This is a genomic window from Paenibacillus sp. FSL R7-0179 (assembly GCF_038002265.1).
Taxonomy (GTDB): Bacteria; Bacillota; Bacilli; order Paenibacillales; family Paenibacillaceae; genus Paenibacillus_AQ.
This window is the reverse complement of sequence record NZ_JBBOCC010000001.1, coordinates 3,508,026-3,524,278: the sequence shown is the minus strand read 5'-3', so window position 1 is coordinate 3,524,278 and position 16,253 is coordinate 3,508,026. Positions and strand designations below refer to the sequence as shown.

Sequence of the window (16,253 nt, the reverse complement as noted above, 5' to 3'; positions counted from 1 at the left end):
TACTTTCCTTATTATTGTAAGGCCAGAATGAGATTTTGCAAATTTTTCTCCATTAAGGTGAAATAGTTGTCCCCGTTCTTCTGCTGAGCCTCAGTCAATCCTTCTACCGGGTTCAGTACCATCGTGGATACACCCGTCTCACTTGCCAGGGTCTTAGCCAGCTTATCAGAGACAAGCTCCTCGAAGAAAATATAACGGATGCCCTCTGCCTTGACCAGCGCCGCCAGCTCCACCAGATCCTGCCCGCGCGGCTCAGCGTCCGGCGACAGCCCCATAATGGCATGCTGCGACAGGCCGTAGTCACGTGCCAGATACGAGAAAGCCTGATGAGATACGACAATCTCCTTGTTAGGCAGCTTGCCCAGCTCTTCGGTGAACTTCAGATCCAGTGCGTTCAGGCGGTCCGCGAGCTTCTGGTAACGTTCTTCGTAGCCTGCAGTATGCTCAGGATCAACGGCTTGAAGACTATCCTTGATATTCTTGGCCATCACAAGCGCCGACTTCGGGCTTACCCAGGTATGCGGGTCGGTGTGCAGGCTGTCGCCATGCCCGTCTGCTTCAGCGCCTTCACCTTCATGGCCGTGATCATGCCCATCGTCTTCATCCGTTGTAATCAGCTTCACCCCTTGGCTAACCTCTACAGCCTTGGTCTTACTGTCACCATCGAGGCTCTTGAGGAAATTAGGTACCCATCCTTCCAGCCCGGCTCCGTTATAGAGGAACAGCTGCGCTTTGGAGGTACTTATGATATCCTGGCTGCGCGGTGTCCAGTCATGCGGCTCAACCCCTACAGGAAGCAGGTTGATTACATTGGCATCGTCGCCGCCGATTTCGGCAGTGAATTCATATATAGGATAAAAAGTAGTGATAACATTCACTTTTCCTTCAACAATGCTTCCGCTGCTCTTCGGTCCGCATGCGGCCAGTGACAGCGTAAGCAGCAGGACAGCAGCGAGCAGCAGCCCTTTTTGCAAGCTTCTTATTACCATTTCTCTATCGACCCCTTAAATCGTAAAATTTACTATCAGAATTATAATAGTAATCGTTACGATAAGTCAACTCCGATCTGAATTTCGTTATCTGGATGGCTTCCTATGCACTATGATCTTGGAGCAAAAAGAAGCAATCCCCGCTGCCTCTGGCCTGCGGGGATTGCTATTAAATCATTATGCGGATGCTCTTTGCATTCTTATTTCACAATCGCTCCGTTCGGCATGCTATCCGGCACGGTAGCAATGGTCAGCTGCTCGCCCTTGGAGGCGGCCAGGATCATGCCCTGTGACAGCTCACCGCGCAGCTTCACCGGCTTCAGGTTCACAATGCAGATCACCTTGCGGCCCACCAGCTCCTCCGGCGTGTAGAACTTCGCAATGCCGGATACCACCTGGCGCTGCTCATAACCAAGATCCAGCTGCAGCTTCAGCAGCTTATCTGCCTTCTTCACCGGCTCGCAGGCGATGACCTGGGCTACGCGCAGCTCTGCCTTGGCGAAATCGTCGATGCCGATTTCTTCCTTATGCTCCTCTTCCTCCGGATCGGCAGCCGCCGCTTCCGGAGTCACAGCAGCCGCAGCAGCAGGCGTTGCCTCTGCAGCGGCCGGCTTCCCGGCTCCCATCGCTTCGGCGATGTACGCTACCTCCTGCGCCACATCCAGGCGCGGGAAGATCGGGTCGCCCTTCACCAGCCGGGTACCTGCCGGGATCAGGCCGAAGGATCTGCCGCTCTCCCAGGTGGTCAACTCGCCCGGCTGAATGCCCAGCTGCTCCCAGATCTTCGCCGGAGCGCCGGTCAGGAACGGCTGGAGCAGAATGGACGCGGTGCGCAGTCCCTCGACCAGATGTCTCATCACTGAAGCCAGCTCAGCGCTGCGGCTCTCATCCTTAGCGAGCACCCAAGGCTGGGTCTCGTCAATGTATTTGTTCGTCCGGCTGATCAGCGCGCCGATGGCAGTCAGGGCTACGGAGAATTCCATCTTCTCCATCGCTTCTTCCACCTTGGTGTAAGTGCTCTGCACCACCGCTTCAAGCTCGCCGTCAAATGCGGTGACCTGACCGGCATAAGCCGGAAGCTCGCCGCCGAAGTATTTCTCCACCATTGCGCCGGTCCGATTCAGCAGGTTGCCCAGGTCATTGGCCAGATCGTAGTTAATCCGGTCCACGAAGCTCTCCGGCGTGAAGGTTCCGTCCGAGCCGAAGGGAACCTCGCGCAGCAAATAATAGCGTAGAGCATCCAGGCCGTAGCGGTCAATCAGCGTCACCGGATCAACCACATTACCCTTGGATTTGGACATCTTGCCGTCCTTCATCAGCAGCCAGCCATGCGCGAATACCTTCTTCGGCAGCGGTTCGCCGAGCGCCATCAGAATAATCGGCCAGTAGATCGTATGGAAGCGGACAATTTCCTTCCCGACGATGTGAACATCAGCAGGCCAGTACTTCTCGTACAGGCTGCGGTCCTCCGAGCCATAGCCCAGAGCCGTAATGTAGTTGGTAAGCGCATCGATCCATACATACACTACATGCTTCTCGTCGCCTTTTACCTTAACGCCCCAGTCAAAGGTCGTACGGGATACCGCCAGATCCTCCAGACCCGGCTTGATGAAGTTGTTAATCATCTCGTTCTTGCGGGATTCCGGCAGGATAAACTCCGGGTTCTCCTCGTAGAACTTCAGCAGGCGGTCAGCATATTTACTCATACGGAAGAAGTAGCTTTCCTCCTTGACCAGTTCCACCGGATGACCGCTGTCAGGACTTTTCCCTCCGGTAATCTTGCCGTCAGCATCACGTTCAATATCCACCAGCTGGGTTTCGGTGTAGAAGGTCTCATCCGAAATACAGTACCAGCCTTCGTATTCCCCTTTGTAGATATCCCCCTGCTTCAGCAGACGGTCAAAAATATCCGCAACTACCTTCTTATGCCGCTCCTCCGTGGTACGGATGAAATCATCATTTGAGATATCCAGCTTCTTCCACAGGTCCTTAATGCCGACGACAATCCCGTCCACGAACTCCTGCGGGGTCTTTCCGGCCTTACCGGCCTTCTCTTCAATCTTCTGCCCATGCTCGTCCGTTCCGGTCAGATAGCGTACCTCATAGCCGCGCAGCCGCTTATAGCGGGCCATCGCATCACCGGCTACCGTGGAATACGCATGCCCGATATGCAGCTTGTCGCTCGGATAGTAGATCGGTGTTGTCAGATAAAAGGTTTTGTTCTCACTCATTACTTCATCATCCCTTCGTTATCCCTAGTCGTTCATTTCACACAAAAAACTCCCGCCCCTCTATGGGGCGAGAGTAAACTCACGCGATACCACCCAACATTCCCCGGCTCCTCACAGAGCACAGGCTTCGTCAGTTCCTCAAGCGGAACTGTCCATTAACGCTGGAACACGCCGTGCGCTTACGCAGGGCCTCGGCTTCAGGCCTTCCGCTCGAACACAGTTCCTCCCGGACCATATTCAATCTGGCATTCCATACCGGCTCCCAGCAGTACCGGCTCTCTGTAATGGTGTCCACATCTACTTATCCGTTCCTCGGAATATCACTTATTATTCAAAATATAACCATCCCGGCGGCCCGTGTCAAGTCGTATGCAGCGGCTTATCCCCGGAGGGCTGCTCTTTGCGCGGCGGCACCGGGTCAAGGCCTCCCGGATGGAAGGGATGACAGCGGGCGATCCGCCTGGCAGCAAGCCATGAACCCTTCAGCGGCCCATGGACCTCAATGGCCTCCAGCGCGTAAGCCGAACAGGTCGGGTAGAACCGGCAGGTTGCGGGCTTGAGCGGCGAAATGAACTTGCGGTAGACCCGGATAGGGGCCTGCACTGTTCTTCGTAAGCTAGCCATACTCAGCGTCCCTCTTTGCTGCGGGCAGCACCGGCCGGCTCTTCTTCTCTTCCCTGCTCACAATCCTTGCAATAGCCGAATACCTCGAATTTATGCTTGACCACCCGGAACTGATCCGGCGGATCAGTTAGATTCATCGGGCAGAATTGAATCGGGTATGTCTTCATACACTGCAGGCAAATCATATGGTGATGATGGTGATCCTGACTGCAGCTTGCCTTGAATTTGACGCCTTCTTCAAATACAATCTGCTCCAGTACGCCCAGCTCCTCCATAACACGCAGGTTACGGTAGACGGTATCGAAGCTCAGCCCGCTATACTTGCGGCCCATATGCTCATATACATCCTTTGCAGACAAATATCCCGTATTCTCGCCGAATAATTTGGCAAGCGTCTTGCGCTGATCGGTGATTCGCAGCCCCTGCCCCGACATGGCTTCCAGGATTTGATCTGTCGACAGCATTCGCTCATCTCCCATAACATAGGTCGTTTGTGTTGCACTCTCTTTATAATGCCCCAAAAGCACTGCCCCGTCAATAAAAGTGCCTGCCTGAACGCATCCACAGTCTTGCTGCAGAATACAAAACGGCAGCCGCCCCCTAAGGAGCGCTGCCGTTTGTATTTTTCACAATAAATTATTTTTTCGCCGGAAGCGGGGTGAAGACAAAGTTAACGGGCAGGTTGCTGCCGGAAGCGACGGAGAACACAATCTCCACACGCCCTTCATACTCTCCGGTACGGTAGACAACAGCATTCGTGTCTGATGATAGGCCTAAAGTGCCCTTATTGGGCAGGTTCACCATTGTGCCGTTTACAATCAGCGGTCCCAGATAAGGCCCCCCGCGCGGGTTGAAGGTGATCAGCGTGTTTGCTGCAACACGATCCAATACGATTTTGTAAAGCACCCCGAAGTTACCCGCATTGGAAACATACGTCCCCTTCATTGGATCAATCCCGTCCAGGTTTTTGTCCAGTTTATTGTCGCCCAGAAGCAGCTTACTTTGCGTGGTCCCCACCAGATCGGTCACGTTCATGATCCGCGTAGAATCAGGGAAGGTTCCCCGGGTATGCACACCATCGCTGTCAAGAAAAGGAAGATAAGGAAGCTCAGCAAGCGGGTCCTTGGTCTGCTCCACCATGACTACGTTATACTGAACCGGCAGGTCACTGAACAGATCCGCACTCAGCGACATTACGTCTTTAGGCTTCATGGCAATTTTGTTCAGATCTGTCATGATAATCATGCTCTGTCCCGGCTGCAGGGTAACCGGAGCTTCGGTCGAGCCGGTAACCATGGATTTGAAGTATTTCTCCATCGATACTTTGCCCGTATATTCCGGTGATGTCACCGGACCGGCAATCCCCAGATACTGGGTAGTAATGGTTGCCGGATACAGGTTGTTGTTCGTAGCAATCACATAGAGCTTCTGTCTGGTAGCCATATTGTTCATATGGTGCACAAGGAAGCGTGTATTGCCCACAGAGCTTTCACGGTACAGAACACCTTCCGTATTCACAGTCTCTGGACTGTTGCTGCGGATCAGAGTGTAGCCCTCTGAGGACAGGTTATACGGCAGATTCGGAAGCGACGGAATCTTCCCGCCGTCCATGCTGATGATATCCCCCGGAATGGTGAACAGCTTCGTTACTTCATCCTGCGTATACAATTGCTCGCTGGTAATATTGATGATCTTCTCAGCAGTACTGCTAAGACCATGCTTATCAGTTACTGTCAGCTGGATAGGTACAGGCCCGGAAGTAAAGTAAGCCAGCGACCGATTGTTCCAGGTAACGGTCAGCTCTTCATTCTCAGGATCATAGCTGGTATCGGTCAGGATTACCGGCTCACCCATTTTGTATTCGTCTTTATCTGTGGTGAACTGGGCCACTGGCGGCTGATTAGGCTGCAGCACCTGAATGGTCACCGGATAAGGATCACTCCACATGTTGTTGGCATCCCGTACCGAATACATAACCGTATAGAAGCCCGGCTGATCATACATATCCCGCTTGTTGTCACTCCAACGTTCTTCCACAATCGGCGTACCGTTCGGGGAAGAGCTGGAGGTCACATAAGTCACGATCGTTTCCCCGGCATAGATTTCCTTGGGCTGAACCGTGAAGGAAGCAGTTGGCTTCGTATTCAGTGTAAGAATAACCCGCTTCTGAACATTGTCAACGGTGTAAGGAATTTTGAGTGCAGAGGTTATCGAGGTTAACGGTATCATAAAGGTGCCTTTGAACTGGTAAGCAGGACCCTTCATGGTAACCTTGGTACCATCGACTGTGTATATTTTGCTGTCGGTCTTGAAGCGCATAATGCTGGTGCCCTTGGTCACAATGACCTCTTTGGTTTTGGCATCATACGTGAAGGCAACGCCTACCATTTCCACCATTGCGCGGATCGATACATAGGAGACACCATTCTTGACTGCCATCGGCTGATTGGCGGTGTAAGGCGTGCCATTTCTGAACATCTTGTTGCTGTTCATCATCAGGATCAGCTTGCCTGCCCCATCCGCGGGCGCAGCTATGCCTGGAGTTGGTGTAGGCTGCATGAATGGAGTCATCGCCGGATCTTCGGTTGGTACAACACCATCTACAGGCGCTGTTGTTACGGTACCGTCTGCAGGCGCTGCAGTCTCACCAGGAAGGGCCGTTGCAGCCGGACTTGGCGTTGCTGTGGCTGCCGGAATCCCCTGGGCCGGTGTTGCTTCAGGCACAGGTGTTGATGTTGGTGTCACTGATCCGGCAGGCGTCTCCGTAGCCAGCGGATTAGTCGACTCGGTCTGAAGCTGCGTTGCGCCGGTATTTCCCGCTGCGGCAACAGTCCCTGTTATTGTTGTCTGAGTGCTGACTGGTGCTGCGAAGGCTGGAACCGCTGCTACGGATTGCGATACCACCAATACTGCCACCAAGAACGTTCTTTTCAAATTCATTATACGACTCCTTCTGCTCCCATTTGTAGTGTATAAGGCAGTCTCTTCATTGCATTCTTTCCACCTTATATTCCCCGCAAAATTGCAACCGCCCTCTTAGAGAACGGAAGAATGTTTTGCCACGTTCATTTTACAAAACATAGTATTAGACGCATGTTATAGCGAAAAGTTTCATTCTGTGTAAAAAGAAAACAAAAAATAACGACCACCCCTGTACCCGGGCAATCGTTATGGCTGGCAACCCGCTAGGTACGGGCATCGGTCGCCCCGAACCTGCTGCGGTATTCCTTCGGGGTCATTCCTGTCTGCTTCTGGAACACCTTGGTGAAATAACGCCGCTCCTGATAGCCGACGCCCGAGCTGATGGCCGTGATGCTCTTGTCGCTGCTGGCGAGCATGAACTTGGCAGCTTCAATCCGCTGCTGGGTGACATACTCCACGAAGGTCACCGCGAAGCGGTTCTTGAACAGCAGGCAAAAATAACTGCTGCTAATGCCAATCGTATTCGCCACCTCATCAATACCGAGATCTGTGTGCAGGCGCTCCGTAATGAACTGTGCGGCTTGATTCATCAGCTGCTCCGGTGTTTTTTTGACAGGCTCATCAGCCGCAGGCACTTCCTGAAACAACGGGATGCTGTTGTACAATTTGTCCTTATACTGCCTGCTGCGTATCCGCGAGCCGATTTCCCGTACCTTGTCGCCAAGCTCCCCGTAATGAATCGGCTTGCAGATATACTCCTTCACCCCGAGCCGGATCGCTTCACGCGCATAATCGAATTCCTGGTAACCGCTGAGCAGCAGTACCTCGCTCATAAGCCCCATCTCCCGCAGCTTGCCGATGAATGTCAACCCATCCATCACCGGCATACGGATATCGCAGAGCACCAGATCAGGTGGCGTTTCCTCTGCCAAGCGCAGCGCCTCCATCCCGCTTCGTGCCAGCCCCGCAACCTCCATCCCCATGTCCTGCCAGGGCAGCACAGTGTTGAGATTGCTCAGAATGGGCGCTTCATCGTCAACCAATAATACTTTTAGCATAATGGCCTTCCCCCTGCCCGTATTTCGGAATGACGCACTGGATGATCGTTCCTTCCCCAGGACTAGCACATATGAAAATCCCATATCTGTCGCCGTATTCAATTCGTATCCGGTCCGCAACACTTCGTACACCCAGCCCCCGCCGCTCCTGATGAATGCCCTGCTCCGGCCTAGCTTCCGTCTGCTGCTCTGCCGCGTCATTCACCATGTATTGAAACATCGACAGCTGGGACGGGGTCATCCCGATTCCGTTATCCTGTATCCGCAGCACCAGATTGCCTTGGGTCTCCCACACCTTAACACTCACCAGACCCTTATACCCGATCCCCTCAAAACCATGCTGAATGCTGTTCTCCACCAGCGGCTGGAGCGTAAGCTTCAGAATCCCGCAGCCCAGCAGCTCTGCCGGAATCTCAAGCTCATAATCGAACAGGTCCTCGAACCGGAATTTCTGGATATCGAGATAATTGCGCAGATGCTTAACCTCTTCCTCCAGCGTAATCTCATCCCTGTCCTGAATGCTGATCCGCAGAATACTTGCCAGCCGGTAGACCATCTCACTTACCTTGCGCCCTTCATTTTGCACAGCCAGCACATTGATCGATTCCAGAGTATTGAACAAAAAATGCGGCTTGATCTGGGCCTGCAGCACACGCATTTCCGCTTGATTCTTGCGCTGCTGCTCAACGTGAACCCGGCTGAACAGCGAGTTGATTTTGTCCATAAGATCATTGAAGCCTCTGGCCAGCAGCGTCATCTCATCGTTGCCCTTCTCCTCAACACGGGTAGTAAGATCTCCGTCCTCTACCCTGCGCATGAAGCGTACAATGACAGCAATCCCGCCAGTAATCCGGTTCATGAAGAACAGATTGAAGATGACAGCGCCCAGGAGGCACAGGAACATCACTATGACGAACCAGCGGGCGAACACCGTCACCTCATGAGACAGAGTATCCCAGGAAGTGACAGAGACCAGACTCCAGGGATAGTCCTTGAGATGGTAGACCGACAGAATGCTTTTCTCGCCGCCGAACAGTGTCTTGAAGCTCTGAAAGCCTGGCTTAAACGTAATATCCTTCGTGGTGAAGCTGCGGAAATCCTGCCCGTCCAGCTGCCTGTCCGGGTCCAGCAGAATCATTCCATCATCGTTAACCAGCATGAAGGACACCTTCTGGTCGGTACCCCCGATCTTAAGATTGCGGAATATCGACTCGAACTCCCAATTCTTGATCTGCACCACCAGAATGCCGATATTCTGAAAGAAGCTAAGCTCCTTAACCAGCCGGATTTGCGTAAATACAGCCTCCGTTCCGGTTAGCTCAGGGTACTCATGCGGGGCCAGCCATTTCGGAACCCCGTTCAGCTTCATTACCTCCTGGTACAGCTCGCTGCCTTTGAACTTGTCATAGGGCAGGGTGCGGAAATTCTCCTTGTTGAAGACCGAGACGATCTCCGAGCTCCCTTTTCCGTTGAAATTATACAGGAAGGCATAGCTGATCGACGGATGATTATAGAGCAGGCTGCGGAAATTACGCTGGCTGGCATTCAGGCTAAGCTGCTCGGCATCGGTCAAATCCTGTTTGGAGGGATCATCTGCACTAAGCGCCATATGAAAGACCGAGGTGGCAATTCCGTTGTCAGTCACATTGTCCATATCCTTGAACACATTAGAAATGCTGTAGCTGATCGCTTTGAGCGAATATTCGGACTGCTGGCTATATTTCTTCTCAATGGAATTATAAGTCACGAAGAACATAATCATGCCAAGAATGAACAGCGGAATGATAATCAGGCCTAAGAATGCCGTAAACAATTTGTAGCGCAGATTCATCGGCTGTTGCTCCTGACATGATTGATATTATCCTTTTACACTGCCTGCGGTGACGCCTTCAATAATCTTCTCCTGCAGGACCGCATAAATCACTATAACCGGAACCACACTGTAGACAATTCCCGCCGACATCTGTGCGTAATTCATCTGGTACTGATCGCGGAACTGGACCATCCCTACGGGGAGCGTACGCAGCTCGTCATTAGACAGAAAATAGTTGGCCAGCAGGAACTCATTCCAATTTCCCAGGAAATTAACAATGAATACCGTAACCATCGCCGGAACTGTCAAAGGTACAATAATTCTAGCAAATATACCCGGGGCCTTCAAGCCGTCCATGACCGCCGCTTCTTCGATTTCACTGGGCAGCGAACGCATGAAAGCCGCCAGAATAATGATCGTGAACGGGATTGCATTGGCAATGTACGGAATAATGAGCGCCCAGTGGGTATTGAGAATATGCAGCTTGCGGACAATCGTGTAGATGGGCAGCATCAGCGCATTGTTCGGAATCAGCATCCCGATCAGGACCAGCGAGAAAAGAATGGCATTCCACTTCCCCTGGCGCATCCGCGTGACCGCGAAGGCGAACATGGACCCCAGCAGAATAGACACTACTGAGGCCAGAACCGAGATATATAAGCTATTGAAAAAATAAGTACTGATCTTGGCATTGACCCACGCTTCTACATAATTGGACCATTCGAAGCTCTTCGGAATGCCGAACGGGTTGAGGGCAATCGCATTATTATCCTTCTTCACCGAAGAGAAAAGGACGAAGAGGAACGGGAACAGCACAATTACCAGATACCCCAGCAGGGCAATGTGCGGCAGACTTTTTTTCAGCGGGCGCGGCATCAGTATTCAATCCTTTCCGTACGGCGGGCAAACACCAGCTGGTAGAGGGCGGTTACAACGAGCGTGAACAAGAAGATCAGAACGGCGATGGTATTGCCGTACCCGTATTTGAAGTTGGTAATCGCATACTTAATCATATAGGTGGCCATTACCTCGGTTGAACCTGCCGGTCCGCCCTTGGTCATTACGATAACGATATCGGCAGCCTTCATCGCTCCGGCAATCGATAGCATAATCACCACCGAGATGATTGGTACGATCAGCGGCAGGGTGATGCGTGTAGCCCGCTGGAACCCCGTAGCGCCATCGATGGCTGCTGCTTCCTCAAGCTCACCGGGAATAGAGAGGATCGCCGCCAGCACCATTACAATGTAGAAGCCGGTCCACTGCCAGGCATTCGTAATCAGAATCGACAGCATCGCGAACCGTTCGTCCGACAGCCAGTAGACCGGCTCAATGCCAACCAGACTTAGTACTTTGTTGAACAATCCAATGTTCGGCTCGTAAATGAAGCCCCAGAGAATGCCGATTACTGCAGTAGACATAATGGATGGCATGAATACCGCTGTCTTATACAGCCCCTTCAGCTTCTTCACATTGGCAATCAGTAAGGAGAAGAACACAATCAGCGGCACCTGTATGCCTACGGAGAAGAGAATGAACCAGCCGTTATTTTTCACAGAGATCCAGAAGCGTTCATCTCCCAGAGCTTTCTTGAAGTTGTCCACTCCGGCATATTTGACCGTCTCGGACACACCGTTCCAGCTGGTGAAGCTATAGTAAATCGAGCTGAAGATCGGATAGATGAAGAACATAATGAATAGCACCAGTGCCGGAATAACGAACAGAATGAACACCAGAGGATTTCTCAGTGCCTTATTCATAGCTACCTCCATATTGCTTTTCTTTTGAAAAATGCACCCTGGAGCAAGCACCAGGGCACATATAGTTCACCGCTTCTTATTCCACGGCCGCATTAGCCTCTTCCTGAATCTTCTGAAGCGCTTCGCCCATCTTCTCAGGAGTCGTCTGCCCGCCGATCAGGCTCTGGATCTGGATGTTACTGATCTCGGTGGTAACATCTGCCTGCACCAGTGAGTCAAAGGCCGGGAAGGACGACTTGGAGCTGTTCAATACTGCGACAATCTCACTCATTAGGTCATCCGTAATATTCTTGTTCAGCACTGCCTGATCAATCTTCATGGCAGGCAGAACTCCGTCCTCTACCAGACCGCGCAGCTGCATCTCTTCATTAAACATATTCTTAATGAAGGATTTCACTGCTGCAAGCTGCCGCTCATCTTCACCCGCCGAAGCGGAGAAGCCATAACCGTTGTTCACATCCCGCATTAGCGCTGTCTGATCCCCCACTCCGACTTCAACCGCCGGAATATTGAAGAAGCCGACCTTGCCGATTAGACCTTCGCCGGATTGGCCGGCTTTGAACACGGAAGACTTCCAGGTTCCGTCATACATCAGGATCGCTTCCCCGCTGGTGAACTGGGTAGTGTATTCGGCATATTCGAAGCCCAGCTCGCCCTTCTTGAAGTAGCCCTTATCGACCCATTCTTTGTATTTTGCCAAGCCCTTAACTACGTTAGGATCATTCCACTTCGCTTCACCCGTAGCGAACTTCGCAGTCACATCCGGTCCGGCATAACGGGACCAGAGATGATTGGCCAGCATCAGCGGTACCCAGCCTGCTTTGGAAGCACCAGCCATTGGCACTTTACCATCCGCTTTAATATCGGCCAGCTGCTGCTCCAGTTCGGCGAAGGTCGTTGGAGCCTTCCAGCCCTTGCTTGTATAGTATTCTTTATTATAGAAGAAGCCTTCACCGGAGCCGCCGATCGGCAGGCCGTAGATTTTACCTTCATAGGTGAACGGGTCCAGATTGGAGAACTTGTCTTTGATGCCTAATTCATCAAGGATCGGGGTCAGGTCCAGCAGTTTGCCTTCTTTGGCATAGATCTTGGAATCCGGGCTGCCGAACAGGTCGAAGATCTCCGGAGGGTTACCGGCCGCCATTTCACCGCGCAGCTTCTCCTTACGGTTCACATCCGAATCTACTCCATCAAGCTTGAAGGTCAGTCCGGGCACATCCGCCTGCACCTTGCCCACCACATCCTCCAGAATAGCCAATCGTTTCTGTTTGTCTGCCCCAACCTGAGTATGACGGATCGTCATCTCAAAGGGCTCCGCACTTGCAGGCTCTTCCGTTGCGGCAGCATTGGTAGCAGCAGCCTCTTCCGTCGCCGCCGGCTCACCTTTATTGTTGGCAGCATTATTCTTGTTACCTCCGCAGCCAGTCAGCAGCGCCGAGGTGACGAACATCAGGGACAACAGCAGTGTTAGACTTTTTCTCATTACGGGTGACCCTCCCTATTTAATGATTTCCCTTACAACTCTAATTATAGAAAATCACATTTGTAATCGTAAGGTTAAGATTTATCTTCAATAGGGATAAAATCCTCTAATGAAAGCGAAATCAGTTAGGTTTCCTGACACACAAAAAAAAGCGAAACTCCTCAGAATAGAAGCTCCGCTTTTGATAATTACTATATTTAATTAGACCAATGCAGACTCTTTACGACCTTCTTCAATCAGCCGGTACGCACGCTGCACTTCTTCATCGGAAGGTGACTCCACCCCTTCAAGCTCATAGGGACGGCCAAGTTCTTTCCATTTGTAGATCCCCATTACGTGATAAGGCAGGATTTCGAACTTCTCCACACCCTTTAAGGTGCCGATGAACCGTCCGAGATTCTGTAAATCCTCTTCATTATTATGAATGCCGGGAACATAGACATGGCGAATCCACATTTTACGGTTATTATCAGATAACCAGCGGGCCAGCTTCAAGGTACGGTCGTTGGATTTGCCGGTTAGCTTGATGTGCGCTTCGTCATCAATATGCTTCAGATCTAAGAGTACCAGGTCGGTAACATCCAGCAGATCGCTGATTTTCGAACCATCATTATAGCCGTTAGTATCAAGCGTGGTATGCAGATTCCAGCGTTTCTTCACCTCGGTGAACAGCTGCTTCACAAAATGCGCCTGGAGAGTTGGTTCACCGCCGGATACGGTCAGACCGCCGCCGGACGTTTTATAATAATTCAGGTAAGGCTCAATTTCCGCCAGCACTTGCTCGACGGTCATTTCCTTGCCTTCATTCAATTCCCATGTATCCGGGTTGTGGCAATACTGACACTTGAGCAGGCAGCCCTGCATAAAAAGCACGAAGCGGATACCCGGGCCATCCACCGTTCCAAAGGTTTCTAAAGAGTGGATATGTCCTTTAAGCATGAGATGTCATCCTTTCAAAAAAACTTAAAATTTTAACCACTTTCAGACAAGAGTGTACCGCCCTCTTGCAAGGGCGGCAGCTCTTTAGTTCATTTCAGTTCTTGCAGAACATGAACGTATCTTACATGGAATCGTGGAATGTACGGTTGATAACATCCATCTGTTGTTCACGGGTCAGCTTGATGAAGTTAACAGCATAGCCGGATACGCGAATGGTCAACTGTGGATAGTTCTCTGGATGATCCATAGCGTCGAGCAGCTGCTCACGGTTAAATACGTTAACGTTCAAGTGCTGAGCGTTATTGTGGAAATATCCGTCCATCATGAAGACCAGGTTGGACTTACGGGAATCTTCGTCTTTACCCAGTGCCTTAGGAACGATGGAGAAGGTATTCGAGATACCATCCTGTGCATCGGAGTAAGGAAGTTTGGCAACAGAGTTCAGGGATGCCAGGGCGCCCTTCTTGTCGCGTCCGTGCATTGGGTTAGCACCAGGAGCGAATGGTTCGCCTTTTTTACGTCCGTCAGGAGTAGTACCGGTCTTTTTACCATATACAACGTTCGAAGTGATAGTCAGTACCGATTGAGTAGGTACAGCGTCACGATATGTTTTGTTTTTGCGGATCATCGACATGAAGGTTTCAACCAGTTCAACTGCGATGCTGTCAACAGCGTCGTCGTTGTTACCGTAGCAAGGGAATTCACCCTCAGTTTCAAAGTCGATTGCGATGCCTTCTTCGTTACGGATTGGCTTAACCTTAGCGTATTTGATCGCGCTCAGGGAGTCAGCAGCAACGGACAGTCCGGCGATACCGCAAGCCATTGTACGCAGAATGTCGCGGTCATGCAGCGCCATTTCGATACGTTCGTAGGAATATTTGTCATGCATATAGTGAATGATGTTCAGCGTGTTGACATAAGTCTTAGCCAGCCATTCCATCATTGGTTTGAAACGTTTCATTACTTCATCATAATCCAGGTATTCAGAGGTGATCGCAGGATATTCAGGGCCTACCTGAACGCCGGATTTCTCATCTTTACCGCCATTGATCGCATACAGCAGAGCCTTAGCCAGGTTGGCACGGGCACCGAAGAACTGCATTTGCTTACCGATACGCATTGGGGATACGCAGCAGGCAATCGCATAATCTTCACCCCAGTATGGACGCATTACATCATCGTTCTCATATTGGATAGCGCTGGTCTCAATGGATACCTTGGCACAATATTTCTTGAAGCCTTCAGGAAGCTTCTCGGACCACAGTACAGTCAGGTTTGGTTCTGGAGCCGGTCCCAGATTGTACAGGGTATGCAGGAAGCGGAAGCTGTTCTTAGTTACGCGGGTCGTACCGTCTTCAGCCATACCACCGATGGATTCTGTAACCCAAGTCGGGTCACCGGAGAACAGGTCGTTATAGTCAGGCGTACGCAGGAATTTCACAATACGCAGCTTCATTACGAAATGGTCAACGATTTCTTGAGCTTGCTCTTCAGTCAGAGTACCTTCTTCAACGTCGCGTTGAACGTAGATATCAAGGAAGGAAGATACACGTCCCAGTGACATTGCCGCACCATTCTGTTCTTTAACAGCTGCCAGATAACCGAAGTATACCCATTGTGTAGCTTCTTTGAAGTTGACAGCCGGTTTGGAGATATCCATACCGTGAGCTGCAGCCATTTGTTTCAGTTCGCCCAGAGCACGCATTTGCTCGGACAGCTCTTCACGCAGACGGATAACATCTTCTGTCATGGAGTCTACTTCAAGCTCAGCCAGTTGCTGCTTCTTATCTTTGATCAGGAAATCAATACCATACAGAGCAATACGGCGGTAGTCGCCGATGATACGTCCGCGGCCATAAGCATCAGGAAGGCCTGTGATTACGCCGGATTTACGCACAGCTCTCATATCTGGTGTATATGCATCAAATACGCCTTGGTTATGCGTTTTGCGGATGTTCGTGAACATGTCAACGATATTCTGCGGAAGCTCGAAGCCGTAAGCCTTAGTAGCATCGATCATCATTTTGATACCGCCGAACGGTTGGATGGAACGTCTGAAAGGCGCATCAGTCTGAACGCCGACAATCTGTTCCTTGTCCTTGTCAATGTAACCAGGAGCATGGGATGTGATAGTGGAGACAGTATCGAGGGAAACGTCCCATACGCCGCCTCTTTCTCTTTCTTCCTTACTCAGCTGGGAGATAATCTTCCACAGTTCAGTAGTATTGCTGGTAGGACCTACGAGGAAATCTTCATTTCCTTCATAAGGCTTGATGTTCTTGGCAATAAAGTTATTAACGTCAACTTTCTTGGACCATGTACCTTTTGTGAAATTTCTCCAGCCAGACTTAACCTCTTGTACTTCTTTTTCAATTACCGACATGCTAAATCCCTCCATTTATATTTAGTATATTTGTAGAGATCGCGGGCTTGA

12 protein-coding genes are annotated in these 16,253 nt (G+C 51.2%); all 12 read right to left on the bottom strand.

Annotation, left to right across the window (positions count from 1 at the left end):
- Positions 1 to 11: 11 nt before the first annotated feature.
- Complete coding sequence (locus MKX63_RS15375; RefSeq protein ID WP_341018093.1) at positions 12 to 989, bottom strand: metal ABC transporter substrate-binding protein; 978 nt, start codon at positions 987 to 989, stop codon at positions 12 to 14.
- Between the two features lie 200 nt (positions 990 to 1,189).
- Positions 1,190 to 3,220: a methionine--tRNA ligase gene (gene metG / locus MKX63_RS15370; protein ID WP_341018092.1), complete on the bottom strand. Its 2,031-nt coding sequence runs from the start codon at positions 3,218 to 3,220 to the stop codon at positions 1,190 to 1,192.
- 360 nt (positions 3,221 to 3,580) lie between these two features.
- On the bottom strand, positions 3,581 to 3,844 hold the full coding sequence (gene yidD / locus MKX63_RS15365; protein ID WP_339249555.1) for a membrane protein insertion efficiency factor YidD: 264 nt from the start codon (positions 3,842 to 3,844) through the stop codon (positions 3,581 to 3,583).
- A 2-nt stretch (positions 3,845 to 3,846) separates the two neighbouring features.
- Complete coding sequence (locus MKX63_RS15360) at positions 3,847 to 4,308, bottom strand: Fur family transcriptional regulator (RefSeq protein WP_036731890.1); 462 nt, start codon at positions 4,306 to 4,308, stop codon at positions 3,847 to 3,849.
- Positions 4,309 to 4,480: 172 nt separating this feature from the next.
- On the bottom strand, positions 4,481 to 6,784 hold the full coding sequence (locus MKX63_RS15355; RefSeq protein WP_341018091.1) for a copper amine oxidase N-terminal domain-containing protein: 2,304 nt from the start codon (positions 6,782 to 6,784) through the stop codon (positions 4,481 to 4,483).
- Between the two features lie 245 nt (positions 6,785 to 7,029).
- Entirely contained in the window at positions 7,030 to 7,824 is a 795-nt protein-coding gene (locus MKX63_RS15350; protein ID WP_341018089.1) for a response regulator transcription factor, read from the bottom strand.
- Complete coding sequence (locus MKX63_RS15345) at positions 7,802 to 9,655, bottom strand: cache domain-containing sensor histidine kinase (RefSeq protein ID WP_341018087.1); 1,854 nt, start codon at positions 9,653 to 9,655, stop codon at positions 7,802 to 7,804. Before MKX63_RS15345 ends, MKX63_RS15350 begins: the two co-directional genes overlap by 23 nt.
- A gap of 27 nt (positions 9,656 to 9,682) precedes the next feature.
- Entirely contained in the window at positions 9,683 to 10,513 is an 831-nt protein-coding gene (locus tag MKX63_RS15340) for a carbohydrate ABC transporter permease (RefSeq protein WP_341018085.1), read from the bottom strand.
- Positions 10,513 to 11,397 (bottom strand): carbohydrate ABC transporter permease, encoded by an 885-nt coding sequence (locus tag MKX63_RS15335; protein WP_341018083.1) that lies wholly within the window; start codon positions 11,395 to 11,397, stop codon positions 10,513 to 10,515. Before MKX63_RS15335 ends, MKX63_RS15340 begins: the two co-directional genes overlap by 1 nt.
- Before the next feature lie 76 nt (positions 11,398 to 11,473).
- Positions 11,474 to 12,880 carry an extracellular solute-binding protein gene (locus MKX63_RS15330; protein ID WP_341018082.1) on the bottom strand — a complete coding sequence of 469 codons (1,407 nt, stop codon included), beginning with the start codon at positions 12,878 to 12,880 and terminating at the stop codon, positions 11,474 to 11,476.
- 201 nt (positions 12,881 to 13,081) lie between these two features.
- The gene (gene pflA / locus MKX63_RS15325) at positions 13,082 to 13,819 is read right to left on the bottom strand and encodes a pyruvate formate-lyase-activating protein (RefSeq protein WP_341018080.1); all 738 of its coding nucleotides are present in this window, start codon (positions 13,817 to 13,819) and stop codon (positions 13,082 to 13,084) included.
- Positions 13,820 to 13,940: 121 nt separating this feature from the next.
- Positions 13,941 to 16,202, bottom strand: a complete 2,262-nt coding sequence (gene pflB, locus MKX63_RS15320; protein ID WP_341018079.1) for a formate C-acetyltransferase — start codon at positions 16,200 to 16,202, stop codon at positions 13,941 to 13,943.
- Positions 16,203 to 16,253 lie beyond the last annotated feature (51 nt).